We start from the raw sequence: 25,446 nt of genomic DNA, 5'->3' as shown, positions 1-25,446 counted from the left end.
TGTGAGCAAGGCGCAAAACGCAGCAAGGCTTTATGCCTTGCGAGGCTTTGCAACGCCGCGCACGGCCTTTTTGGGCCCAACCCTTCGGGCCAGCGCGCCCCGGCAGGCCACTCGTCGTTGCCCACCTTGCCCGTATCGACATACGGGCGGCGGCGTGCGCCTAGATTGGCCTGCCGGGGCGCACTGGCGCGGGGGTGAATCTGATGGAGGACACGCCCTAACCCCATAGCACCAGCCACACAGTGGGTCGAATAGGTAATGCAGGGTCTTGCGCATGGTTCATGCCTGTTCTTGGTATGTCATGCGTGCCATTCTAGGAACAATCGTTGGATGAATAAATAGCGATCAAATATACTCAATGGATGTCAAAGACAAACAATCAAGACGAACCCGGTCAGAGTGGCTATGCCAATCTCAAACGGCTGGCTTATTTTGCTGCGGTGGTCGAGACGGGTTCTTTCACGGCTGCGGCCGCACGGCTGGGCATTACCAAGGCCGTGGTCAGCCAGCAGGTAGCACGGCTTGAGTGCGAATTCCATACCAGCTTGCTCACTCGCACCACGCGCAAAGTGGTGGCCACCGAAGCCGGGCAGGCTTTCTACCGGCGTTGCGCCCTGATCCTGCGTGAGGCAGGTGATGCGTTTGACGAGCTGGCGCAACATGCCGAAACGCCCTCCGGCACGCTGCGCCTGACGGCTCCGCTGGATTTCGGCATTGCCGCTGTGGTGCCTGCCATCGCCGAATTCACACGGCGTTACCCGCAATGCAAGGTGGAGGCGATTTACAGCGACCAGGCACTGGACCTGATGTCCGGTCAGGTGGAGCTGGCCATCCGCGTGGGCTGGCTCACCGAGTTGCATTTGCCCACACGCCCGGTGGGAAGCTTCCGTCAGGTGCTGGTGGCCCGTGCAGACTGGGGGGCAGTTGCCGGTGCCATCTCGCACCCCCAGGCATTGGCCGAATTGCCGTTCGTGGCCAATACCGCCCTGCGCGACCCCCTGCAATGGAGTTTTGTGCAACATGCACTGGAGCCGGTGCACGTCAGCTTGCAGGCCAGTGTATTCCTCAATGAAACGCTGGCGGTGCGCGAAGCCGTGCGCCAGGGCATGGGGCTGTCGGTACTGCCGGATTTCGTTGTTGCGCAAGACCTTGCTGCCGGCCATCTGGTGCAGGTACTGCCCGACTGGCAATTGCCCGAAGGCGGCATCCACGCGGTGTTCCCCGCCACGCGCTTTCGTCCCACCAAGGTGCGGGCATTCGTCGATGTGCTGATGCAGCGGCAGGCGCAGCACAGGCTCAGTGCCTGACGTGCGCGCTCAGTTCATCGATCAACCAGTTGATGGCCGGATCGCGCCGGTTTCGTTCGTGCCAGAACAGCCAATAATCGAAGCCGCCCAGCTCCATCGCCGTGGCGCGTGTCTGGAGGCCATAGGGTTGGGCCAGATGATCGGCGGAACGGACGGGGCTGATGAGCACGGCATCGGTGGCCTGCAACAGCAGCAGGGCCGAGACCAGATAGGGCGAGTTGGCGGCAATGCGCCGCTCCTGCCGGGTCTGCGCCAGCCGCAGTGCCAATGGATCGACTGGAATGCCATGCACCGACAGCAGGATGTGCGGCCAGGCCAGCAGGTCTTCCATGGTCAGCCGCTGGCTTGGCTCCAGGGCCGCCAGCGGATGCCCATCGCGAAACACGCAGCAATAGGTTTCATGGAACAGATGGCGTTCATGGGAGCGGCCCGGCTCCGGGTCAAAACCGCTGATGACCAAGTCCACCGCACCGCTGCTGAGCTGGTTGAGGTTGTCCGGGTCCAGCTCGATGATATCGATCAGCAGATTCGGGGCTTTTTCCAGGATGCGGGGCATGGCCGGCATCAGCACCGATAGCAGACCGAAATCGGTGGTAGCCACCCGCACGCGCCCCGAAAAAGGCTGCGCCACCTGCTCATTCGGTGCCCGCAGAATCGCCCGCGTCTTGGAGAGCCAGTCGTCCAGTGGTTCGCGCAGGGCTTCGGCCCGCTGGGTCAGCGTCATGCCCACCTTGGTTTTGACCAGCAGCGGGTCGTCGAACACCTCGCGCAGGGCGCGCAATGCCCGGCTGACACTGGGCTGGCTCAACCCCAGACGCTGCGCGGTACAGGTCACGCTGCGCACCTCCAGCAGGACGGAGAGAATACGCAGCAGGTTCAAATCCAACTGATCGAGTGCGGGCATGGGCGTTCCAGAATGCAGATGCACGCCATGATAGGCGGTTTACCATTCCCCTTCACCGGCACACCCCAAGGCCGCTGGCCTACGCTGGAGCCGCCGCAATGCGGGCACGCCACTGCGCATACAGACTGGCCAGCACGGCCCCGGCTGCGCACAGGGCCATGCCCATCGGCAAGGCCACCGGGCCAGATGCCGCCAGACTCAGCAAATAACCAATCACCGCCGAAATGGCATATTGCAGCGCACCCATCAGGGACGATGCCACCCCGGCCTGCCCACTGGCATGGCCCATCGTCAATGCCGTCAGATTGCCGAACACCAGCCCCAGTGCCCCCACCGCCAATGCCAGCAGACCGGCATAGCTCCACACACTGGCCTGCCCCTGGGCCACGACCAGCCACAAAGCCAGTGCCGCCACACCGTGCAGCAACATGCCCACCCCCATCACACGCTGCACGCTACTGCGCCGCAGCAGCCAGTTGCTGATCTGCCCCCCGGCCACAATGCACAGAGAATTGGCCGCGAACAGATAGCTGAACTGGACGGGTGTGAGTGCGTAATATTGCGTGAAAATAAACGCCGATCCACTGATGTACGCAAACAAGGAACCCAGGACGAACCCGCTGGCAAGCGTATAGCCCATGAACACCGCATGGCACAACTGCCGGGTGTAGCCCCGCCAGATGCTGCGCCAATCCAGGGGAACACGGGCGGCCACCGGCAACGATTCCGGCAGGCTGCGCCAGGCCCACAGCAGCCCCACCCCGCCCATGAACGCCAGCACCCAGAACAGGAAACGCCAGCTTCCATGGCCCAGCAGATAGCCGCCCAGCAACGGCGCGGCGATGGGCGCGATCATCATCACCTGCATCAACAACGAAAAGGCGCGGGCGGCCTCGGTCATCGTACACAGGTCGGCCACCATGGCGCGCGGCACCACCAGTCCCGCCGCAGCACCCAGGGCCTGCAACAGGCGCGCCAGCATCAGCCACTCGATGGTGGGAGCCGTGGCCGCCAGAATGGAGCCTGCCACAAACACCACCACGCCCAGCAGCAGGGGCAGGCGGCGGCCATAGCAATCCAGCAGAGGGCCATAGATACACTGCCCCACGGCCAGCCCAATGAGGAAGATCGACAGGGTTTGCTGGATGCGCCCGGCCCCGACCCCCAGATCGGTGGCCATGAAAGGCATACCGGGCAGGTACAGGTCGATGGCCATGGCATCGAGTGCGGTCAGCAGTGCCAGCAGCAGGATCAGCCCGGTGCCAAGCCGATTCCCCTGGGGCAATGGGCGGGGTGAGGTGCTCATCGTTCAGCCAGGCTCAGAAGGTGCCGGTCAGGGTCACGAAATAGCGGCGGCCCGGCACATAGAAATTGTTGCCGGTATTGCCGTAATCGCCCGTTCCCACCTGCCGGTCGAACAGGTTGCGCACGCCCACATTCAGGGCCAACTGTGGATGCAGGCGATAGCGTGCCCCCAGGTCAAACAGCGAATAGGCTTTCTGGATGCGCTCGTCGCCGAACTGGCTGTCGTTGTTGGCCAGACGCCAGTCCAGATTGACCTGCTTGCCGATGTATTCACCAGAGAAGCTCACATCCAGTGCCTGCGTGACCTTCCAGTCCAGGCTGGAGTTGAAAGACCACTCCGGCACTGCCGTCAGCGGACTGCCATTGGCCTTGTTCTCCGCCTTCATCATGTGCGTCAGGTTGGATGTCCAGGTCAGTGCCTTGAGAGCCGGGTGGCTGGCATTCTCGATCAATGGCACCGTGGCCGTGGCTTCCAGCCCCCGCGTCAAGGCAGAGTCAATGTTATAGACCTCCTGCCAATAGATGTTTCCACCGTTGAGGTATCCCAGTGCCCTTTCGTGCAGCTTGTTGCGGAACTCGGTGTTGAAGAACGTCAGACCGCCACTCCAGCCCCCGCGCTCCCAGGCGGCACCGACCTCCCAGTTTTCCGTGGTTTCCGGCTGGAGATTGCTGGTGCCGCGTGTATAGCAACCACCCCCCAGGTAGCCGGGGCTGGCCTGACAGCCCGCCCCTTGCGACACGCCCACAAAATTAGGGTTGGACTGGCGCAGCGAAGGGGCCTTGAACCCTTCCGAATAGCCGCCGCGCACTGTCCACTCCGCCGTGGGGTGATAGACCAGATAGGCACGCGGACTGACCTTGCTGCCGAAATTCTCATGGTCGTCCAGGCGCGCACCCAGCGTCAGGCTCAGGTTCTCGCGCAGGAACACCTGATCCTCGGCAAAAACGGCCCAGGAGCGGGCCTTGTTCTGGCTCAGGCCCGCCACCCCATCGGCATTCGGTTCAGACCCCACCGAGTTGGGATTGTCCAGCCTGGATTCCTGCCACTGTGCCCCCACGGTCAGCACCTGATCCAGCCCCCATTGCACCGGCGCAGACAGGCTGCCATCCAGTACCAGTTCCTTGGCAATAGCCTGTGTGGCATAGCGTTCAAACTCGGGATTGCCGCGCCGGTCGGTAACAGGATTGCCTTCGGCATCCAGCAGCGGAACCCGCTGGCCATTGCGAACCACCGGCGCATCGGTGTCATTGGCATAGCGGGAATACACCAGATTGAGCCTGGAGCTGGCCCAGCCATGTTCCCCCTGGTAGCCAAGGCTGTAGTTTTCGCGCTCCATCTTGGCCGGCCCCCGGGTGAAAGAGGCAAAACCGCCGGGGTTGCTGCCGTCACCCTGCTCCGGGCCAAACAGGGTACGCCACTGGCCCTGCTGTGCCTGGAAGTTCAGGCGGTGGCCGGGGCTGATGTCCCAGTCCAGTCCCAGTCCCAGCGAGCGAATCTTGCTGCCCTCACGGCCACCACCCCAGCGGGTCTGGTTCACCCCTTCAGGCAGCCCTTGGTCGGACTGGCGGTAGGTACTCTGGCCATTCAGGCGCAAACGCCATCCCTCGGCCAGCGGGCCACTGAGTGCGAAACTGCCGCTGTAGTCATCACCCCGTATGGAGCGGGCATTTTGCTCCGTGCCCAGTGTCACCTGACCACCCCAGCGCGCCGCCGATTTCTTGGTGATGACATGAATCACACCGCCCATGGCATCGGAACCATACAGTGCCGACATCGGGCCGCGCACGATCTCGATGCGCTCGATGGACTCCACCGGAATCCAGTTCAGCTCATTGCGGCTGTAGCGGTCGAACGTATCGCTGGAGCTGCCCATGCGCTGGCCATCCACCAGAAGCAGCGTATACGCCTGCGGCAGACCCCGAATCTGGATGCTGGTGCCGCCATCGGTAGTGGTCTGCTGCGACAGGCCGGGCACACGGCGCAGCACCTCGTTGAGATCACTGGCCGGAATCTTGCGAATGTCCTCGGCTGTCAGCACCGAAATACTGGCGGGCGCATCCTTGACATCGACAGCCGTGGCATTCGCCGTGACCACCACGGTATCCAGCACAGTGGCATCGTCCCCCTCCGTCTGGGCATGGGACATGGCAGCCATCAGCATCAGGCAGGCCCCTGCCAGCAGATGGTGTGCAGGGAAAGAAGACGGACAAGGCGTGCGCGGCGAATGATGGCGGGGCATTGGAGTTCCTGTACAAAGTCAGCACATCCCCATCGGGTGCGACATGCACCCCGGGGGCGATGGAAGCCAATGCAAGGGGCCACGACTGGCGCAGGCATTGCCACAATGCCCAGCGGCTTCCAGATCGCAGATGCTAAGTGCGGCACAACGCCGCTTGCCCCGTCAAAATGGATAGTCGATATCCACGCGGAACATCACAGGAAAGCCCTGCACAGGCTTCCGCGCGCCAAGGTATTGCGAAGTGCCCGCTCTCGGAGTTCTCTGGTGACAATGTCCACCGGCAGGGCATCAACCGCCGCGCTTGCGCCCCAGTTCCACGCCCAGTTGGCGCAGCTTGCGGTAGAGATGGGTGCGCTCCAGACCGGTCTTTTCGGCCACGCGGGTCATGGAGCCGCCTTCCTTGGCGAGGTGGAACTCGAAGTAGGCCTTCTCGAATTCGTCGCGGGCTTCTCGCAGGGGTTTGTCCAGATCAAAATCCCGATGCGCACTCGGCAGGGATTTTTCTGGGGTCATGGTGCGCACCAGCAGCACCGGCGCATCCGTCAGCGCGGTCGTGGCAGCCAGCCCAGAGCCGGATGTCGCCGCAATGTCGCCCCCTTCCCCCGGAAACGGCGCGGGAATGCTCGAAGGCGCGGCGCGAAGGGATGGCTGCGGCGTGGCAGGCCCGCCCCCTGGCTCCTGGGTTTCCAGTGCCTGGTTCACGGCCTTGAGCAGCTTTTGCAGGGTGATGGGTTTTTCCAGAAAGGACAGTGCCCCGATGCGGGTGGCCTCGACGGCCGTGTCGATGGTGGCATGGCCACTCATCATGATGACCGGCATGGTCAGCAGCCCGGCCATCGCCCACTCCTTGAGCAGGCTGACACCATCGGTATCGGGCATCCAGATGTCCAGCAGCACCAGATCGTATTCGTGCGCATTGCGGGCACTGCGGGCCTGGGTGGCGTTTTCTGCCAGTTCAACGCTGTGCCCTTCATCGTTGAGAATTTCCGACAGGAGATCCCGGATCCCAAGCTCATCATCTACCACCAAAATATTTGCCATGTTCTGCGTTCGGCTCCACGGGTTGGAAAGTTTGTCTCTGCAAGAAGTTGTTGTTCTATCGGGGGTGAGTCTGACTGTCAGTGCGGGGAAAACCTGCGCAACGCCTTCAGGATGCGTGCGTCTGGTCAGGCAGGAATAATAACGAAACTTTCGCCCCCGCCAGCGCACCGTCATCATTTTGGCGGTTGGACAGTTCAATCAACGCGCCATGCTCCTCGGCAATTTTCTTGACCATCGCCAGCCCCAGCCCGGTACCCTTGGCCTTGGTCGTGACATACGGCTCGAATGCCCGTTGCAGGATGGCCGCAGGAAAGCCCGTGCCGTGGTCTTCAACGCTCAGGCGCACCCGCTTCTGGCTCTGGCTCCAGTGCGTGCCGATGCGAATGGGCGCGGGCGGATGGTCGGGGTGATTCTCGGCGGCCTGAACGCTGGCATCCTGGGCGTTTTGCAGCAGGTTGTGAATGACCTGGCGCAACTGCATGGCATCGCCCTGAATGGGCGGACAGGCGGCATCCAGACTGGCCTGCACGGCAAAGTCGGCGTTCTCGGTTTCGTACAGATGTACCACATCACGCACCAGCGCGTTCAAATCCAGGGCTTGCAGGCGAGCCGACGGCAGGCGGGCATAGTCGCGGAATTCATTGACCATGCGCTTGAGGGCATCGACCTGATCGACGATGGTCTTGACCGATTTGACCAGCAAGGCCTGGTCGCTGCCGGTCAGCTTGGCCGCCAGCTTCATCTCCAGCCGCTCTGCCGAAAGCTGGATGGGTGTGAGCGGATTCTTGATCTCGTGGGCCAGACGGCGTGCCACCTCGCCCCAGGCACGGGCACGCTGGGCGGATACGACTTCGGTGATGTCGTCCAGCACCAGCAGGCGGTTGTGGTCGGGCAACAATGCGCCCCGCGCCACCACGGTGATACCGCAATCGCTGGCGGCATTGGGCGCGGCCCCGGCAGGCGGCGCGTACAGCTCATAGGACTGCTGCCAGTGGTCGCCACGCTGGCTGTCCTGCGCCTCCAGGAACACGCCAAAACGTTCCTGCACGGATTGCGCGAAGGTCTGGAGTTCGGGAATATCGGCCAGCGCGTGATCGACCTGCGCGTCCACCGGCACCTTGAGCACCCGCGCCGCGCCCGGATTGGCCGACACAACGCAGCCCTGCGCATCCAGCACGATGACCCCGGCGGTGAGGTTGTCCAGCAGCGTCTGCAACTGTGCGCGCGCAGCCTCCAGCGCGTCCATGCTGGCCTTTTCCGAAGCACGGGCGGCGGCCAACTGGTGCGTCATGGAAGCAAACGAGCGCGTCAGGCCGCTGAGTTCGTCGCTGCTTTGCGAGGCCGCCTTGGGGCTGAGATTGCCCTCGGCCACTTCGCGCACGCCTTCGGCCAGCATCAGCAGCGGGCGCAGCAACTGCCGCCCCAGCACCACGGCCAGCATGATGGCACTGAAAACCGCCAGAAACAGGCTGAGCGTCAGCGTGCCGATGTACATGCGGCGCAGCCCTTCGCGCCCCAGCGCGCGCTGCTGGTATTCGCGGTTGGCCTCCTGCACGGCGAAGGCATCGGCCACCAGTGCGTCCGGCACGGGCACGGTGATTTGCAGAAAGCGCAGTTGCTCGCCCCACAGTCCCACCCGCGCATTGCCCAGTTGCACCAGTGCCTTCACATACACGCCCGCCTTGCCCCCGGCCTCGGCCTGCTCCATGCCTTCCAGCGTGGCCCATTCGCGCTGGGCACGCAGGGCACGGAAAGCCTCGGCGGACGGGCGTTCAGGCACCAGATCGAAGCGCGAGGAACCCGCACTGCCCAGCACCTTTCCGCTGGCATCCCAGAGCACGGCATCATTGGCCCCCAGTTGCTCGGCCAGTTGTTCCAGCTCCATGGCGAGCGACACCGAACTGCTCTGCCCCAGTTGCAGCGCGGCGGCACGGGCGCGCGATGCAGTGTTCACCACCCAGGCATCCAGGCTGGTGCGCGCCAGCCCCACCCCGGCGGTCAGTGCCCCTTCGACCCGCACATCGAACCAGTTCTCGATGGAGCGCGAGACGAACTGATACGACACGGAATAGATGAGCGCGCCCGGCAGAATGCCCACCAGACAGAAAATCCCTGCCAGCTTGATGAGCAGCCGACTGCCGAACTTGCCGCGCCGCAGCCGCTGCAACAGCCGCCACGCGCCCCAGACAAATGCAAACAGCAGAAAGCCTGCCGACAGCGCATTCACCCCCAGCAGCCAGATGTAATGCTCGGCATAGAGTTCGGCGTTGTTGGTGGCCAGTGCCAGCAGAAACAGCAACACCAGCGCGATGGCCGCCATCACCGCCGCCACCAGCGCGAACGCCCAACGGTGGCGGTTGCTCTTGCGCACCGGCACAGCAGGCGCGACTGGTGTGGAGGGTGGCACGGTACTCATGGCAGCGAAGGCATCTCGAAAAGCCGGTGCATCACCAGCTCCAGGTCCCAGGAGGCACGCCCGACCTCGCTGATCTGCAAGGGGCGCGGAATACGCCGCTTGTCCAGACCAAAGGCAAACTCCACGTCATAGACCGTGCCGGGGCGCAGCTCGTCGGATCGGGCCACCTTCCAGCCTGCGATGCGCTGCATGGATGCCAGCGCGTCGGCCAGGCTGTCGAAAGCCTGCGCCAGACCGGTGGGCTGGTCGGTGTGTTCCGACGAGATCGAAGACATCTGCACCCGCCACTTGCGCGTCAGCGGCTGATAGCTCAACCGCCAGAACCGCTGCTGAAAGGCATCTTCGTGCGACAGCAGCCACCAGCGCGGGCGGGTCAGCCGCACCTCGGCCATGAAGTACACCGGAATGCCCTGCTCCAGCGCGGCCCGAACGCTGGCAGGCAGCATCAGCACCGAAGCGGATGAAAAATACAGCCCGTCCTGCGGGACGTACAGCAGCCGCACCTCCTGCACCAGCGAATCGCCAAACTGCGCCGGAGCCGGAACAGACACCGGCTCTGACTCCAGCGGGAAAAGCGTGGCATCCGCATTGGATGCCGATGGTGCCGCCGCAGATGCCGACGGTGGCTGTGCTGGCAATGCCGTTCCTTGCTGGGCGTGCGCCATGCCTCCCAAGGCCAGCCCCAGGCACAGCAACAGCCACCACCATCTGCCCGCCACTGCGCCCGACTGACGGCGACAGGCAGCACCCGCGCGGCACTCAGGCATCGGGGCAGTCTCCCGCCGTGCCTGTCCCTGTGGTCTTCTCCAGCAGGCCGTAGAAGAATCCGTCGTGGTCGTCCCCACTTTCACCCGCCGCCGGAGCCTGCACGGCAGAAAAATAGCGGGGCAGCCCATGCTGCACGGGGTGCACCAGCCGGGCGTTGGCATGTTGCGCGAGAAATTGCTGCATCTGATCCTGGCCTTCTTCGTGGAACACGGAACAGGTGCAGTATAGAAGCCGACCGCCCTCCCGCAGCAAAGGCCACAATTGGCGCAGCAGATACTGTTGGGTTTTCGCCAAGGCCGCCACGTCTTCGGGACGGCGCAGCCAGCGCACATCCGGGTGGCGGCGCACAATGCCGGATGCGGTACACGGGGCATCCAGCAAAATGCCATCCAGCCGATGCCCTTGCAGATGCGCCTGCCACTGCGCCACCTGCCCGGCATCGGCCACCTGCACCTGGGCATGTGCCTGCAAGCGCAGACGTTGCAGGTTCTCGTGGATGCGTTCGCACCGCGCAGCATCCACATCCAGAGCCAGCAACCGGATGGACTGCCCAATGGCCAGTGCATGTTCGATCAAATGGGCACTCTTGCCGCCCGGTGCGGCGCAGGCATCCAGAATGCGCAGCGGTGCCGACGGATCTTCCGCCTGCAAGCCCTCCAGCAGCAGGGGCGCGGCCGTCTGCGCACCGGCATCCTGCACCGAAAACCACCCCTGGGCATAGCCGGGCAGTTGGCGCACATCCACCGCCTGGGTCAGCAGCAGGCCACTGCCCTGCACCGGCCACGCGGCCATGCCCTGCTCCTGCAACTGGGCCAGGTAGTCGCCCCGCGAAATCTGCGTGGTGTTGATGCGCAGGCTCAGCGGTGCGCGGCCATTGTTGGCCTCCAGCACCGCCTGCCACTGCGCCGGATACTGCCGTTGCAGCTTCTCGATCCACCACAGCGGATGGTTCCATTGCGCCAGCGGAGACTGCGCCACCACGGCTTGCAGCGCAGTGCGTTCACGCAGAAAACGGCGCAGGCAGGCGTTCACGAATCCGGCCTGGGCCTGGGTATCGCGCTGCTTGCGCAAGGCCGTGACGGCCTGATTCACCAGCGTGAAATCGTCATAACCCACGGCATCGGGCTGCCACAGCGCGGCCAGTGCCAAACACAGCAGCGCGTCCACCTGCGCACTGGGCTTGCGCGTGGCCAATTGCTCGCGCAGCACCTGGGCCGTCCCCAGATGGCGCAGCCCGTGGTACAGCAAAGCCTGTGCCCCCGGACGCAGCGATGCAGGCCAGAGCTGCAACACCGCCCGCGCCGACTGCCCGGCCCGCACGGCACGCAGCCCCTGTGCAGCCAGTTGCAACTGCTGCCAGAGCGCGGGAGATGACCGCACGGCAGCGGACGAGCCGGAAGAAGCAGGGGAAATGGCGTTCATGGCAAAGGCAAATGAATGGAAAAAACGTCACGGCTCCATGCCCGGCAAGCCTGCCCGGATGGGCCATGAAAAATGCCATGCGGCACATGGAAAACCGGAAGGCTTGGGGAAGGTCTGCAAAACCCGTTGTGCCGCCCGCATCCCGCCACTGGGCGCATCGCCGCGTTGGCTTCTGCGGTCAATAGCACCGCTATTGACCGCAAAATCCGCCTTGCGCTGCATCCCATTGGCGGGCGCGGGCTTACCACAAGAGTTTTTCAGACCTTCCCTAGGCCATTCCGAATTTCCACGCACGGCATGGCCGAAGGCGTATCGCTGTGGCTGGCAGCAAGGCAGACTGTCCTGCCGCCAGCCTGTTCACGCGCTTATTCCGCGTCCTGTCCCGACTGGGTCGGGGCTTCGTCGTCCAGGCTTTCCACCGCACGCAGGGCTTCTTCGTCGGCAGCGGCAATGGCGCGGCGTTCGACCTCGTCCATCTGCTCCTTGGCCTTGCGTGCCTGGTGGTAGGCCAGACCCGTACCGGCTGGAATCAGGCGGCCCACGATGACGTTTTCCTTCAGGCCGCGCAACTCGTCGCGCTTGCCCATGATGGCCGCCTCGGTGAGCACGCGCGTCGTTTCCTGGAACGATGCCGCCGAGATGAACGAATCGGTGGACAGCGATGCCTTGGTGATCCCCAGCAGCAGGTTGCTGTAGGTGGCAGCAATCTTGTGCTCTTTCTGCAAGGCCTCGTTGGTGTTGAGGATTTCCGAACGCTCCACCTGCTCGCCGGTGATGTAGTGGGACTCGCCCGGATTCTCCACCACAACGCGGCGCAGCATCTGGCGCACGATCACTTCAATGTGCTTGTCGTTGATCGGCACGCCCTGCAAGCGGTACACGTCCTGCACTTCATCGACGATGTAGCGCGAGAGTTCCTCGATGCCCAGCAGGCGCAGAATATCCTGCGGATCGGCCGGGCCATCGACGATGGATTCGCCCTTGTTCACCACCTGGCCTTCGTGCACCAGGATGTTCTTTTCCTTGGGGATCAGTTCTTCCCAGATGACGCCTTCGGGGTCGGTGATTTGCAGGCGAATCTTGCCCTTGGTCTCCTTGCCGAACGACACCGTGCCGGTGATTTCCGCCAGCGTGCCCTTGTCCTTGGGCGTGCGCGCCTCGAACAGTTCGGCCACGCGCGGCAGACCGCCGGTAATGTCGCGGGTCTTCTGGCCTTCGATCGGGATACGCGCCAGCACTTCGCCGGGGCCGACATCCTGGCCGTCGCGCACCTGGATCAGCGCGCCCACCTGGAAGCCAATCGCCACCGAGTGGTCGGTGCCGGGAATCTTCACCTCGTTGCCTGCCGCATCCAGCAGCTTGACCTGCGGACGCACCACCTTGGTGGAGCCACGGCGTTTCGGATCGATCACCACCAGCGTGGACAGGCCCGTCACATCGTCAGTCTGCTTGGCCACCGTCAGGCCTTCTTCCACGCCGTCGAACTTCACCTGTCCACCGAACTCGGTGATGATCGGGCGGGTCAGCGGATCCCAGTTGGCCAGAATCGTGCCGGCCTTGATCTGCTGGTCGGGCTTGACCGTCAGGGTCGCACCGTAAGGAACCTTGTGGCGTTCGCGCTCGCGGCCATGCTCGTCCTGGATGACGATTTCGCCGGAGCGGGCAATCACCACCAGATCGCCCTTGCTGTTGGTCACATAGCGCATCGTGGCATTGAAGCCGATGATCCCGTTGGAGCGCGCTTCCACGCTGGAGGCAATCGCCGCACGGTTCACCGCCCCCCCGATGTGGAAGGTACGCATGGTCAGCTGCGTGCCCGGCTCCCCGATGGACTGCGCGGCAATCACACCCACGGCTTCGCCGAGGTTGATGAGGCCGCCACGGCCCAGATCGCGGCCATAGCAACTGGCGCACAGGCCGTAGCGCGTGTTGCAGGTCAGCGCAGTGCGCACCTTCACTTCGTCCACGCCAGCGGCCTCGATGTCGTCGAGCTGGTCTTCTTCCAGCAGGGTTCCGGCCGGAATCAGCACTTCGCGGGTTTCGGGATGCAGCACTTCCTCGGCGGCGGTACGGCCCAGAATGCGGTCGCGCAGCGATTCGATCACTTCACCGCCTTCGACGATGGCACGCATGTACGCGCCATTGGTCGTGCCGCAATCGTTCTCGGTAATCACCAGGTCCTGCGTCACATCGACCAGACGGCGTGTCAGGTAACCGGAGTTGGCGGTCTTCAGCGCAGTATCGGCCAGGCCCTTGCGCGCCCCGTGGGTCGAGATGAAGTACTGCAACACGTTCAGACCTTCGCGGAAGTTCGCGGTGATCGGGGTCTCGATGATGGAGCCGTCCGGCTTGGCCATCAGACCGCGCATCCCGGCCAACTGGCGAATCTGCGCCGCAGAACCCCGCGCACCGGAGTCGGCCATCATGTAAATGGCGTTGAACGACTCCTGATCGACCTCATTGCCGTGGCGGTCGATGGTCTTTTGCTTGGCCAGTTGCTGCATCATGACCTTGGAGACTTCGTCCCCGGCCTTGCCCCAGATGTCCACCACCTTGTTGTAGCGTTCGCCCGCCGTCACCAGACCGGAAGTGTACTGGTGCTCGATTTCCTTGACCTCGGCCTCGGCGCGGCTGACGATCTCGTACTTCTGCGGTGGCACCAACATGTCCTCGATGGCAATCGAGATACCGGCGCGCGTGGCCAGACGGAAACCGTTCTGCAACAGCTTGTCGGCGAACACCACGGTGTCCTTCAGGCCGCACTTGCGGAATGCCGTGTTGATGAGCTTGGAGATTTCCTTCTTCTTCAGGGCACGGTTGATGACCTCGAACGGCAGACCCTTGGGCAGGATTTCCGAAAGCAGCGCGCGGCCCACGGTGGTCTCGCGCACCTTGGTGTTCGATTCCAGCTCGCCGGTGGCCTTGTTCTTGACCCATTCGGTCAGACGCACATTGACCCGGGCGTTGAGTTCCACCACCTTCGCCTCCAGCGCACGCTGCACTTCGGGGATGTCGGCAAACACCATGCCCTCGCCCTTGCCGTTGATCTTCTCGCGGGTGGCGAAGTACAGGCCCAGCACCACGTCCTGCGAAGGCACGATGGAAGGCTCGCCCGAAGCCGGGAACAGCACGTTGTTGGAAGCCAGCATCAGCACGCGCGCTTCCATCTGTGCCTCGATGGACAGCGGCACGTGAACGGCCATCTGGTCGCCGTCGAAGTCGGCGTTGAAGGCCGCGCAGACCAGCGGGTGCAACTGGATGGCCTTGCCTTCGATCAGAATCGGCTCGAACGCCTGAATGCCCAGGCGGTGCAGCGTCGGTGCGCGGTTGAGCAACACCGGATGTTCGCGGATCACCTCTTCCAGAATGTCCCAGACGACGGGCGTGCCCAGTTCCACTTCACGCTTGGCGGCCTTGACGGTGGTGACGATGCCACGACGCTCCAGCTGCGCAAAGATGAAGGGCTTGAACAGCTCCAGGGCCATCAGCTTGGGCAGACCGCACTGGTGCAGCTTCAGGGTCGGGCCTACGGTAATCACGGAACGACCGGAGTAGTCCACGCGCTTGCCCAGCAGGTTCTGGCGGAAGCGGCCACCCTTGCCTTTAATCATGTCGGCCAGCGACTTGAGGGCGCGCTTGTTCGCACCGGTCATGGCCTTGCCACGGCGGCCGTTGTCCAGCAGCGAATCCACCGATTCCTGCAACATGCGCTTCTCGTTGCGGGCGATGATCTCGGGAGCCTTCAGCTCCAGCAGGCGGCGCAGGCGGTTGTTGCGGTTGATGACGCGGCGGTACAGGTCGTTCAGGTCGGAGGTGGCGAAGCGGCCACCGTCCAGCGGCACCAGCGGGCGCAGATCGGGTGGCAGCACCGGCAGCACGTCCAGCACCATCCAGCTCGGCTTGATGCCGGATTTCTTGAACGACTCCAGCACCTTCAGACGCTTGGAGTTCTTCTTGACCTTGACCTCGGAGCCGGTCAGATCGCCACGCAGACGCTCGATCTCGGAATCGATGTCGATGTTCGCCAGCAGTTGCTGGATGCCCTCGGCCCCCATGCGTGCTTCGAACTCGTCGCCGTACTCTTCGAGATTCTTGTCGTACTCGTCCTCGCTCATGATGCTGAATTTCTTCAGCGGGGTCATGCCGGGTTCGGTCACCACATAGGCTTCAAAGTAGAGCACGCGCTCGATGTCGCGCAGCGTCATGTCCAGCACCAGGCCCAGGCGCGATGGCAGGGACTTGAGGAACCAGATGTGCGCACAGGGCGCGGCCAGATCGATGTGGCCCATGCGCTCGCGGCGCACCTTGGTCTGGGTCACTTCCACGCCACACTTCTCACAGATCACGCCCCGGTGCTTGAGCCGCTTGTACTTGCCGCACAGGCACTCATAGTCCTTGATGGGGCCAAAAATCTTGGCGCAGAACAGGCCGTCGCGCTCGGGCTTGAACGTGCGGTAGTTGATGGTCTCAGGCTTCTTGACCTCGCCGAACGACCACGAACGGATCTTCTCGGGCGACGCAAGACCGATCTTGATGACATCGAAATGGTCATCGGGGTTGAACTGCTTGAACAGATCGAATAAGGATTGCATACGATTTTTCCTTTTGCGGTGCGTTGCCGTTTAATCGCGGTCGAGTTCGATGTCGATGCCCAGCGAGCGGATTTCCTTGACCAGCACGTTGAACGATTCGGGCATGCCCGCCTCGATCGCGTGGTCGCCCTTGACGATGGACTCGTACACCTTGGTACGGCCAGTCACGTCGTCGGACTTGACGGTGAGCATCTCTTGCAGCACATAGGACGCGCCATAGGCTTCCAGTGCCCACACTTCCATCTCCCCGAAACGCTGGCCCCCGAACTGGGCCTTGCCGCCCAGCGGCTGCTGCGTCACCAGCGAGTACGGGCCGGTGGAGCGGGCGTGCATCTTGTCATCAACCAAGTGATGCAGCTTCAGGAAGTGCATGTAGCCGATGGTGGTGGGACGCTCGAAACGCTCGCCGGTGCGACCATCGTACAGATAGGCCTGGGTGCGCGACTCGGTCAGGCCCTTGGCCTTGGCGATGTCGTCGGGATAGGCCAGTTGCAGCATGTTCTGGATGTCCTGCTCGTCCGCGCCGTCGAACACCGGGGTGGCAAACGGTACACCCTGCTTCAGGTTGCGCGCCATCTCGACGATCTCGTCGTCGCTGAAGGAATCCAGGTCTTCCTTGTGGCCGGCCTGGTTGTAGACCTGCGCGAGGAAGCTGCGGATTTCCTTGACCTGCTTGTCCTTCTCGATCTCCAGCAATGCGGCCACGCGCTGGCCCAGCCCCTTGGCAGCCCAGCCCAGATGCACTTCCAGCACCTGACCCACGTTCATGCGCGAAGGCACGCCCAGCGGGTTCAGCACGATGTCGGCAGGTGTGCCATCGGCCAGATAAGGCATGTCCTCGATTGGCGTGATCTTGGAGACCACCCCCTTGTTGCCGTGACGGCCGGCCATCTTGTCACCCGGTTGCAGGCGGCGTTTGACGGCCAGATAGACCTTGACCATCTTCAGCACGCCCGCAGGCAGTTCATCCCCCTGGGTGAGCTTGCGGCGTTTTTCCTCGAAGGCCAGATCGAAGCTGTGGCGGGTCGCCTCGATGGAGTTCTTGATGCTCTCCAGTTGCGCGGCCACGGCTTCATCGGCCGGACGGATGTCGAACCAGTGGTGCTTGTCCACGGCATCCAGATAGGTATCGTCGATGGTGCTGCCCTTGGCCAGCCGTTGCGGGCCACCATTGGCCACCTTGCCGGCCAGCAGCTTGCGCACGCGGTCGAACGAGTCCAGCTCCACGATGCGCAACTGGTCGTTCAGGTCGAGGCGGTAACGCTTGAGTTCATCGTCGATGATCTGCTGGGCACGCTTGTCGCGCTCGATGCCTTCGCGGGTGAACACCTGCACGTCGATCACCGTGCCATAGCTGCCCTGATCCACGCGCAGCGAGGTGTCCTTCACATCGGAAGCCTTCTCGCCGAAGATGGCGCGCAGCAGTTTTTCTTCCGGTGTGAGCGTAGTTTCGCCCTTGGGCGTGACCTTGCCCACCAACACGTCGCCGGGCTGCACTTCGGCCCCGACGTAGATGATGCCGGAGTCGTCCAGGCGGTTGAGCTGTTGCTCGGCCAGATTGGGAATGTCGCGGGTGATTTCTTCCGCGCCCAGCTTGGTATCGCGCGCCATCACCACCAGTTCCTCGATGTGGATGGACGTGTAGCGGTCTTCCGCCACGACCCGCTCGGACACCATCACCGAGTCCTCGAAGTTGTAGCCGTTCCAGGGCATGAACGCGATCAGCATGTTCTGGCCCAGAGCCAGTTCTCCCAGGTCAGTGGAGCCGCCATCGGCAATCACATCGCCCTTGGCCAGCGCGTCGCCACGGTTCACGATGGGACGCTGGTGGATGTTGGTGTTCTGGTTGGAACGCTGGTACTTGATGAGGTTGTAGATGTCCACACCCACTTCACCGGCCACGGCCTCGTGGTCATTGACGCGAATCACGATGCGCGAGGCATCCACATAATCAACCACACCGCCACGGCGTGCCGTCACCACGGTGCCGGAATCGACTGCCGACACGCGCTCGATGCCCGTTCCCACGAACGGCTTCTCGGCACGCAGCACCGGCACGGCCTGACGCTGCATGTTGGCACCCATCAAGGCGCGGTTCGCATCATCGTGCTCCAGGAATGGCACCAGCGAGGCCGCCACCGAGACGATCTGCGCAGGCGACACGTCCATGTACTGCACACGGTCGGCCCCGACCAGGATGGATTCCCCCTTCTCGCGGGCCGATACCAGATCGCCCACCAGACGGCCTTCGCCATCCAGTTCCGCATTGGCCTGGGCGATGATGTACTTGCCTTCCTCGATGGCCGAGAGGTAATCGATTTCGTAGGTCACCTTGCTGTCCACCACACGGCGATACGGCGTCTCGATGAAGCCATACTCGTTCAGGCGGGCATACAGGGCCAGCGAGTTGATGAGGCCGATGTTCGGGCCTTCCGGTGTTTCAATCGGGCAAACGCGGCCATAGTGGGTCACGTGCACGTCGCGCACCTCGAAGCCGGCACGTTCGCGCGTCAGACCACCTGGGCCAAGGGCGGAAACCCGACGCTTGTGCGTGATTTCCGACAGCGGGTTGGTCTGATCCATGAACTGCGACAGTTGCGACGCACCAAAGAATTCCTTCAGGGCCGCAGAAATCGGCTTGGAGTTGATGAGGTCGTGCGGCATCAGCGGGTCTTGCTCGGCCTGACCCAGACGTTCCTTCACAGCCTTCTCGATGCGCACCAGACCTGTGCGGTACTGGTTTTCGGCCAGTTCACCCACGCCACGCACGCGGCGGTTGCCCAGGTGATCGATGTCATCGACTTCGCCAATGCCGTTGCGCAGATCCACCAGAATCTTCACCACCGACAGGATGTCCTCGTTGGAGAGCACCATCGCGCCCTTCTCGTCGGCAATGCCCACTTTGGCATTGAACTTCATGCGGCCCACGCGCGAGAGGTCGTAAGTATCGGGATTGAAGAACAGGCGATAGAACAGTGCCTGCACCGCTTCCTCAGTAGGAGGCTCGCCAGGGCGCATCATGCGGTAGATGGCCACCCGCGCGGCAAACTCATCGACGGTTTCATCGATGCGCAGGGTCTGCGAGATGTAGCTGCCCTTGTTCAGCTCATTCGTGTAGATACAGGGAATCTGGCGCACACCAGCCGTGCGCAGCTTTTTCAGCAGGGCCTCAGTCAGTTCCTCGTTCACCTTGGCCAGAATCTCGCCCGTGTCGGGATCGACCACATGGCGCGCCAGCACGCGGCCAATCAGGAAGTCCTCGGGCACGCTCACTTCGCGGATATTGGCCTTCTCGAATTCGCGCAGATGGCGTGCCGTGACGCGCTTGTCCTTGGCCACGATGACCTCGCCGTGGGAATCGGCAATATCGAAACGCGCCACTTCCCCCTTGAAACGCTCCGGCACGAATTCCATCTTCGCACCATCGTCCATCAGCGTGAAATTGTCGTTCTCGAAGAAGTTCGCCAGAATCGCTTCGGGGGTCAGGCCGATGGCCTTGAGCAAAATCGTCACCGGCATCTTGCGGCGGCGATCCACCCGGAAATACAGAATATCCTTCGGATCGAACTCGAAGTCCAGCCAGGAGCCACGGTAGGGAATCACCCGCGCCGAGAACAGCAGCTTGCCGGAGCTGTGGGTCTTGCCCTTGTCGTGCTCGAAGAACACACCTGGCGAACGGTGCAACTGCGACACGATCACACGCTCGGTGCCATTGATGATGAAGGAACCCTTGTCCGTCATCAGCGGCACTTCGCCCATGTAAACTTCCTGCTCCTTGACTTCCTTGACCACCTTGCTCTGGGCGGTCGAAGAATCACGGTCATAGATGATGAGTTGCAGGCGGGCACGCACGGCCGATGCAAAAGTCAGGCCACGGGTCTGGCACTCGCGCACATCGAATGCCGGTTTGGCCAGGTTGTATTCCACGAACTTCATTTCCACGAAACCGTTGTGCGACACAATCGGGAATGCAGAATTGAACGCAGCCTGCAAGCCTTCATCGGCCCGCTTCTTGGGGGGGGTATCGGATTGCAGGAATGCGGTGTAGGCATCTTTCTGCATTTGCAGCAGGTAGGGAATTTCCAAAACGCTGTCGCGGCGGCCGAAGCTCTTGCGAATGCGTTTGCGCTCAGTAAAGGAATAGGCCATGAGATCTCCGGGCAAAAGGGTTCCTGGGATTCTTCGACGGAATCACCCACACGTCTTGGAAAGGTCTGCAAAACCCATGCTGTCGCGCAGATCCGTTCTGGCGGCGCATCGCTTTGTCGGCTTTTGCCCCCAATAGCACCACTATTGGGGGCAAAAGCCTTCGCGCGCTGCATCCACCACAACGGCCCGCGCTTTCCAGCAGAGTTTTGCAGACCTTCCCTTGCGGAAAGACGCGCAGGTCTTGGCGGTTGGCCACTACCAACCATGGCTGACAGCGGCGCATTGCACGCCACCCGACCAAGGTACTTTCCGATGTCGTCGGAAGGGGTCAGAAAGCACACCGAAACACAAACATCAGGCCGAAAATCAACCTGCATTCATGCTTGGGTGTGCACTCCACACAAACCAACAAAGGCCAGACAGCCCACCAACGGACTGCCCGGCCTTCGCAGGGAGATGAGATTACTTCAGCTCGGCCTTGGCACCAGCGTCTTCCAGCTTCTTCTTGGCTGCTTCAGCATCTGCCTTAGGCAGGGCTTCCTTGACAACCTTGGGTGCGCCATCGACCAGGTCCTTGGCTTCCTTCAAGCCCAGACCGGTGATTTCACGCACGGCCTTGATGACGGAAACCTTGTTCGCGCCAACGTCCTTCAGTTCCACGTCGAACTCAGTCTTTTCTTCCACCACAGCGGCCACTGCGCCGCCAGCAGCAGGAGCAGCCATTGCAGCTGCGCTCACGCCGAACTTCTCTTCGATGGCCTTGACCAGGTCGTTGAGTTCCAACACGGTCAGGGTGTCGAGGTCGTTCAAGAATGCGTCTTTATCGAATGCCATTTTCAAATTCCTAATTCAGTTTGGTACTAACACAGGGCGATCGGAACACCAGCCTCAGGCTGGTTGTGCCTCGCCAGATTCTTCTGCCTTTTTCTCTGCCAGAGCCGACAGCACGCGCGCGGTGCGCGAGATCGGCGATTGCAGCAGACCCAGCAATTGCGACAACAGCACTTCCTTGCTGGGAATGCTGGCCAACTGCTTGACTTCTTCGGCATTCAATGCCTTGCCTTCGTAGGCACCGGCACGGATGACGATCTTGTCATTGGTCTTGGCAAACTCGGCTACCACTTTGGCAGCCGCAATAGCGTCCTCCGAGAAGCCGTAGATCAACGGCCCGGTGAACTGATCGGACACCACCTCGAATGCACTTCCAGACACCGCACGGCGTGCCAGTGTGTTTTTCAACACACTCAGCGACACTCCGTTCTGGCGGGCCTGAACACGCAACCGAGTCAGGTCGGCTACCGTGATACCACGGTATTCCGCAACCACCAATGTCTGGGACTTGGCGGCGAGGTCCGACACTTCAGCGATGACAGCTTCTTTTTCACTGCGATTCAGACTCAAGGTCAACTCCTTTCAATACATCTCCACACCACAAGGGCACGGTGATGCGTCCCAAGTTTCAGCGACCAACTGTTTCAGAATATGGAACATATCTTGGCAGTGGACACCATCTACGCTGGCTTGTCTTGCAACTTAAGCCGCACACCATGTGCAGCACCAGCGGTCTCGGATGGCCTGCCAGACAGAATCACCCGCCTGACAGCCCACCACGTCGGCCACCGAAGTGGCCAAATTCAATCGATACCAGCGATCAGGCAGCGGTGACCGACTGGGTCTCCACGCGCACACCCACACCCATGGTGGACGAAACTGCGATCTTGCGCAGGTACACGCCCTTGCTGGTAGCAGGCTTGGCCTTGGTCAAGGCATCCAGCAATGCAGCCAGGTTCTCTTGCAGCTTGTCGGATTCAAAGGAGCGACGACCGATCGTGCCATGCACGATACCAGCCTTGTCCACACGAAACTGCACCTGACCGGCCTTGGCGTTCTTCACCGCAGTGGCCACATCAGGGGTCACTGTACCCACCTTGGGGTTTGGCATCAGGCCGCGCGGACCCAGGATCTGACCCAGGGAACCCACGACACGCATGGCATCGGGAGCAGCAATCACCACGTCGAATGGAATATCGCCGGACTTGATCTGGGCAGCCAGATCGTCCATACCGACCACATCCGCACCAGCAGCCTTGGCTTCTTCTGCCTTTGCGCCCTGCGCAAAAACAGCCACACGAGCAGTCTTGCCTGTGCCATTGGGCAACACGACGGCACCACGCACCACCTGGTCGGATTTACGCGCATCCACACCCAGCTGCACCGCCACGTCGATGGATTCATCGAACTTGGCGGTAGCGGCTTCCTTCACCAGCGTGATGGCTTCACCCCAAGGGTAGAGCTTGGTGGAATCGACCTTGCCTTGCAGGGCCTTCTGCTTTTTCGTGAGCTTTGCCATGTTATACACCCTCCACTGTCACACCCATGGAACGGGCAGAACCCGCGATGATGCGCACTGCCGCATCCAGATCTGCCGCATTGAGGTCGGCCATCTTGGTCTTGGCAATTTCTTCCAGTTGCGCGCGCGTGATCTTGCCGACCTTCTGCTTGTTCGGATTGGCAGAACCCTTGTCCAGCTTGATCGCCTTCTTGATCAGCGTGGCAGCAGGCGGAGTCTTGATGATGAACGTGAAGCTCTTGTCTGCGTAGGCAGTAATCACCACCGGCAGCGGCAAACCTGGCTCGATGCCTTGGGTTTGGGCGTTAAATGCCTTGGTGAACTCCATGATGTTCAGACCGCGCTGACCCAGCGCAGGACCGATTGGAGGCGAGGGATTGGCTTTACCGGCAGGAACCTGCAACTTGATAAAACCGACAATTTTCTTTGCCATGGTGATTTCCTATTGGGTACCAACGCTGGGCGTAGCCCAGCTCCCCATCGAACGAACAAACGCACTGCAAATCGGCACCGTGGCCCATCAAAAGGCCACAACGCACCCGCCCGCAATGCAAAGGGCGAAATTATATTGTCAGCAGTCTTATTTCGTCAAGTTTTTTCAACCTGACCGAACTCCAGCTCCACCGGCGTGGAACGCCCGAAGATCATGACCGAAACACGCAAACGGCTGCGCTCGTAATTGACCTCTTCCACCGAACCGTTGAAATCGGCAAACGGCCCTTCCTTGACACGCACCAGTTCACCCACGGTGAATTCCGTCTTGTGCCGTGGCTTCTCGCCGCCTTCCTGGGTCTGGCTGATGATCTTCTGCACTTCGGCCTCGGAAATCGGTGCAGGCTTGTTGCGCCCACCACCCACGAAACCAGTCACCTTGCTGGTCTGCTTGACCAGATGCCAGGTGTCATCATCCATTTCCATTTCCACAAACACATAGCCCGGAAACAGCTTGCGCTCCGTGGTTCTGCGCTGGCCATTCTTGACTTCCACCACCTCTTCGGTAGGCACCAGAATACGGCCAAACTTGGTATCCATGCCGGAACGCGCCACACGCTCCTGAATATTGCGCTCTACAGCCTTCTCCATTCCGGAATAGGCATGGACGATATACCACCGCTTGGCAGAAGTCACCTGCGGCTCTTGCGGCACCGCAGCACCAGTTTCCAACGAATCGCTCATCAACTTCTCCAGCCCAACAGCAGATCGTAAATCACCCAGCCGACCAGCGAGTCGGCCAACCACAGGAACAGCGACATGATGACCGCAAAGGCAAACACATAGCCAGTCATCTGGACGGCTTCCTTGCGGGACGGCCAGACCACCTTCTTCAACTCATTCGAGGAGTCCTTCAGGTACCCCCGGAACACCCGCCCCGGATCGGAGAAGATGAACACCACCGCTGCCAGCACCAACCCCACCAGCAATGCACCCCACTGGGCCCAGCCTCCATACGGTGTCAGCCAGTAAAAACCGGCAATGGACAGCACCACCAGCAATACAGACCCAGCCACCTGGGCCTTGCCCACGCCGGAGCCAACGGTTTCAACTTGCGGAGAGGAAGCCATGCTTAACCAATCTTTTGTTCTGCAACAAGACACAAAACCCGCCTACGAGGGCGGGTTGCTTAGGCTTTCAGCCATTTCTGGCAGGGGCAGTAGGAATCGAACCTACAACCTTCGGTTTTGGAGACCGACGCTCTGCCAATTGAGCTATACCCCTTTAACCTTTACCTGAATTCTAACCGACTCAGGCGATGATGGTGGCGACGACGCCGGCACCGACGGTACGGCCACCTTCACGGATGGCGAAACGCAGACCTTCTTCCATGGCGATGGGAGCGATCAGCTTGACGGTGATGGAGACGTTGTCGCCAGGCATGACCATTTCCTTGCCTTCGGGCAGGGAGATGGAGCCGGTCACGTCGGTGGTGCGGAAGTAGAACTGCGGGCGGTAGTTGGCGAAGAATGGGGTGTGACGACCGCCTTCATCCTTGGACAGCACATACACTTCGGCGGTGAATTCGGTGTGGGGCTTGATGGTGCCGGGCTTGGCCAGAACCTGGCCACGCTCCACGTCTTCACGCTTGGTGCCGCGCAGCAGCAGACCAACGTTGTCGCCAGCCTGACCCTGGTCCAGCAGCTTGCGGAACATTTCCACGCCGGTGACGGTGGTCTTTTGCAGATCACGGATACCGACGATTTCGATTTCTTCGCCGACCTTGATGATGCCGCGCTCGATACGGCCAGTCACCACAGTACCACGACCGGAGATGGAGAACACGTCTTCCACGGGCATCAGGAATGCGCCGTCCACAGCACGCTCGGGCGTGGGGATGTAGGTGTCCAGGGCTTCGGCCAGCTTCAGGATGGCGGCTTCGCCGATTTCGCTCTGGTCGCCTTCGAGGGCCAGACGGGCGGAACCACGGATGATGGGGGTGTCGTCGCCGGGGAACTCGTACTTGTCGAGCAGCTCACGCACTTCCATTTCGACCAGTTCCAGCAGTTCTTCGTCGTCCACCAGGTCGGCCTTGTTCAGGAACACGATGATGTAGGGAACGCCGACCTGACGGGACAGCAGGATGTGCTCACGGGTTTGGGGCATGGGGCCGTCGGCAGCGGAACAGACCAGGATCGCGCCGTCCATCTGGGCGGCACCGGTGATCATGTTCTTGACGTAGTCGGCGTGACCGGGGCAGTCCACGTGGGCGTAATGGCGGTTTTCCGTTTCGTACTCGACGTGCGAGGTGTTGATGGTGATGCCACGGGCCTTTTCTTCAGGCGCGTTGTCGATCTGGTCGTAGCCTTTGGCTTCGCCGCCGAACTTCTTGGACAGCACGGTGGCGATCGCTGCGGTCAGCGTGGTCTTGCCGTGATCGACGTGACCAATCGTTCCCACGTTCACGTGCGGCTTCGTGCGCTCAAACTTTTCTTTTGCCATTTCTATACTCCGAAAGAA

The 25,446-nt window shown here is 61.8% G+C and carries 17 protein-coding genes and 1 tRNA gene; 1 reads left to right on the top strand and 17 read right to left on the bottom strand.

Annotation, left to right across the window (positions count from 1 at the left end; all coding sequences use genetic code 11):
• The first annotated feature begins 362 nt into the window (after nt 1-362).
• A complete protein-coding gene (locus BUE21_RS12835) occupies nt 363-1,307 on the top strand; it encodes a LysR family transcriptional regulator (RefSeq protein WP_073357054.1) in 945 nt (314 codons plus the stop codon).
• Here the strand turns inward: BUE21_RS12835 and BUE21_RS12830 are convergent.
• The 17 genes from BUE21_RS12830 to tuf all read right to left on the bottom strand — a co-directional run bounded on the left by BUE21_RS12830 (nt 1,297) and on the right by tuf (nt 25,428).
• Nucleotides 1,297-2,211, bottom strand: coding sequence for a LysR family transcriptional regulator (locus BUE21_RS12830; RefSeq protein WP_073357053.1), 915 nt, complete (start codon nt 2,209-2,211; stop codon nt 1,297-1,299). The genes BUE21_RS12835 and BUE21_RS12830 overlap by 11 nt on opposite strands.
• Nucleotides 2,212-2,290: 79 nt before the next feature.
• A complete protein-coding gene (locus BUE21_RS12825; RefSeq protein ID WP_073357052.1) occupies nt 2,291-3,517 on the bottom strand; it encodes a multidrug effflux MFS transporter in 1,227 nt (408 codons plus the stop codon).
• A gap of 13 nt (nt 3,518-3,530) precedes the next feature.
• On the bottom strand, nt 3,531-5,756 hold the full coding sequence (locus tag BUE21_RS12820; RefSeq protein ID WP_084523283.1) for a TonB-dependent receptor domain-containing protein: 2,226 nt from the start codon (nt 5,754-5,756) through the stop codon (nt 3,531-3,533).
• Nucleotides 5,757-6,044: 288 nt separating this feature from the next.
• Nucleotides 6,045-6,797, bottom strand: a complete 753-nt coding sequence (locus BUE21_RS12815) for a response regulator (RefSeq protein WP_073357050.1) — start codon at nt 6,795-6,797, stop codon at nt 6,045-6,047.
• A 106-nt stretch (nt 6,798-6,903) separates the two neighbouring features.
• On the bottom strand, nt 6,904-9,213 hold the full coding sequence (locus BUE21_RS12810; protein WP_073357049.1) for a sensor histidine kinase: 2,310 nt from the start codon (nt 9,211-9,213) through the stop codon (nt 6,904-6,906).
• Nucleotides 9,210-9,980 (bottom strand): DUF4390 domain-containing protein, encoded by a 771-nt coding sequence (locus tag BUE21_RS14260; protein WP_159435859.1) that lies wholly within the window; start codon nt 9,978-9,980, stop codon nt 9,210-9,212. The genes BUE21_RS12810 and BUE21_RS14260 overlap by 4 nt, the downstream gene beginning before the upstream one ends.
• Entirely contained in the window at nt 9,973-11,403 is a 1,431-nt protein-coding gene (rsmB, locus tag BUE21_RS12800; protein ID WP_073357048.1) for a 16S rRNA (cytosine(967)-C(5))-methyltransferase RsmB, read from the bottom strand. Before rsmB ends, BUE21_RS14260 begins: the two co-directional genes overlap by 8 nt.
• A gap of 365 nt (nt 11,404-11,768) precedes the next feature.
• Complete coding sequence (rpoC, locus tag BUE21_RS12795; RefSeq protein ID WP_073357047.1) at nt 11,769-15,995, bottom strand: DNA-directed RNA polymerase subunit beta'; 4,227 nt, start codon at nt 15,993-15,995, stop codon at nt 11,769-11,771.
• A 30-nt stretch (nt 15,996-16,025) separates the two neighbouring features.
• A complete protein-coding gene (rpoB, locus tag BUE21_RS12790) occupies nt 16,026-20,144 on the bottom strand; it encodes a DNA-directed RNA polymerase subunit beta (protein WP_073357046.1) in 4,119 nt (1,372 codons plus the stop codon).
• Nucleotides 20,145-20,606: 462 nt separating this feature from the next.
• Nucleotides 20,607-20,978 (bottom strand): 50S ribosomal protein L7/L12, encoded by a 372-nt coding sequence (gene rplL, locus BUE21_RS12785; RefSeq protein ID WP_073357045.1) that lies wholly within the window; start codon nt 20,976-20,978, stop codon nt 20,607-20,609.
• A 54-nt stretch (nt 20,979-21,032) separates the two neighbouring features.
• On the bottom strand, nt 21,033-21,545 hold the full coding sequence (gene rplJ / locus BUE21_RS12780; RefSeq protein ID WP_073357055.1) for a 50S ribosomal protein L10: 513 nt from the start codon (nt 21,543-21,545) through the stop codon (nt 21,033-21,035).
• 250 nt (nt 21,546-21,795) lie between these two features.
• The gene (gene rplA / locus BUE21_RS12775) at nt 21,796-22,494 is read right to left on the bottom strand and encodes a 50S ribosomal protein L1 (RefSeq protein WP_073357044.1); all 699 of its coding nucleotides are present in this window, start codon (nt 22,492-22,494) and stop codon (nt 21,796-21,798) included.
• Nucleotide 22,495: 1 nt separating this feature from the next.
• Nucleotides 22,496-22,927 carry a 50S ribosomal protein L11 gene (rplK, locus tag BUE21_RS12770; RefSeq protein ID WP_073357043.1) on the bottom strand — a complete coding sequence of 144 codons (432 nt, stop codon included), beginning with the start codon at nt 22,925-22,927 and terminating at the stop codon, nt 22,496-22,498.
• A gap of 155 nt (nt 22,928-23,082) precedes the next feature.
• Nucleotides 23,083-23,670, bottom strand: coding sequence for a transcription termination/antitermination protein NusG (gene nusG / locus BUE21_RS12765; RefSeq protein ID WP_073357042.1), 588 nt, complete (start codon nt 23,668-23,670; stop codon nt 23,083-23,085).
• Nucleotides 23,670-24,056, bottom strand: a complete 387-nt coding sequence (secE, locus tag BUE21_RS12760; protein WP_073357041.1) for a preprotein translocase subunit SecE — start codon at nt 24,054-24,056, stop codon at nt 23,670-23,672. The genes nusG and secE overlap by 1 nt, the downstream gene beginning before the upstream one ends.
• Nucleotides 24,057-24,134: 78 nt before the next feature.
• Nucleotides 24,135-24,210 (bottom strand) — tRNA-Trp (locus BUE21_RS12755).
• Nucleotides 24,211-24,237: 27 nt separating this feature from the next.
• The gene (tuf, locus tag BUE21_RS12750; RefSeq protein ID WP_073356243.1) at nt 24,238-25,428 is read right to left on the bottom strand and encodes an elongation factor Tu; all 1,191 of its coding nucleotides are present in this window, start codon (nt 25,426-25,428) and stop codon (nt 24,238-24,240) included.
• Nucleotides 25,429-25,446 lie beyond the last annotated feature (18 nt).

The organism is Lampropedia hyalina DSM 16112 (assembly GCF_900129055.1).
In the GTDB taxonomy this organism is placed as follows: Bacteria; Pseudomonadota; Gammaproteobacteria; order Burkholderiales; family Burkholderiaceae_C; genus Lampropedia; species Lampropedia hyalina.
This window is presented reverse-complemented; position numbering and strand designations above follow the sequence as displayed.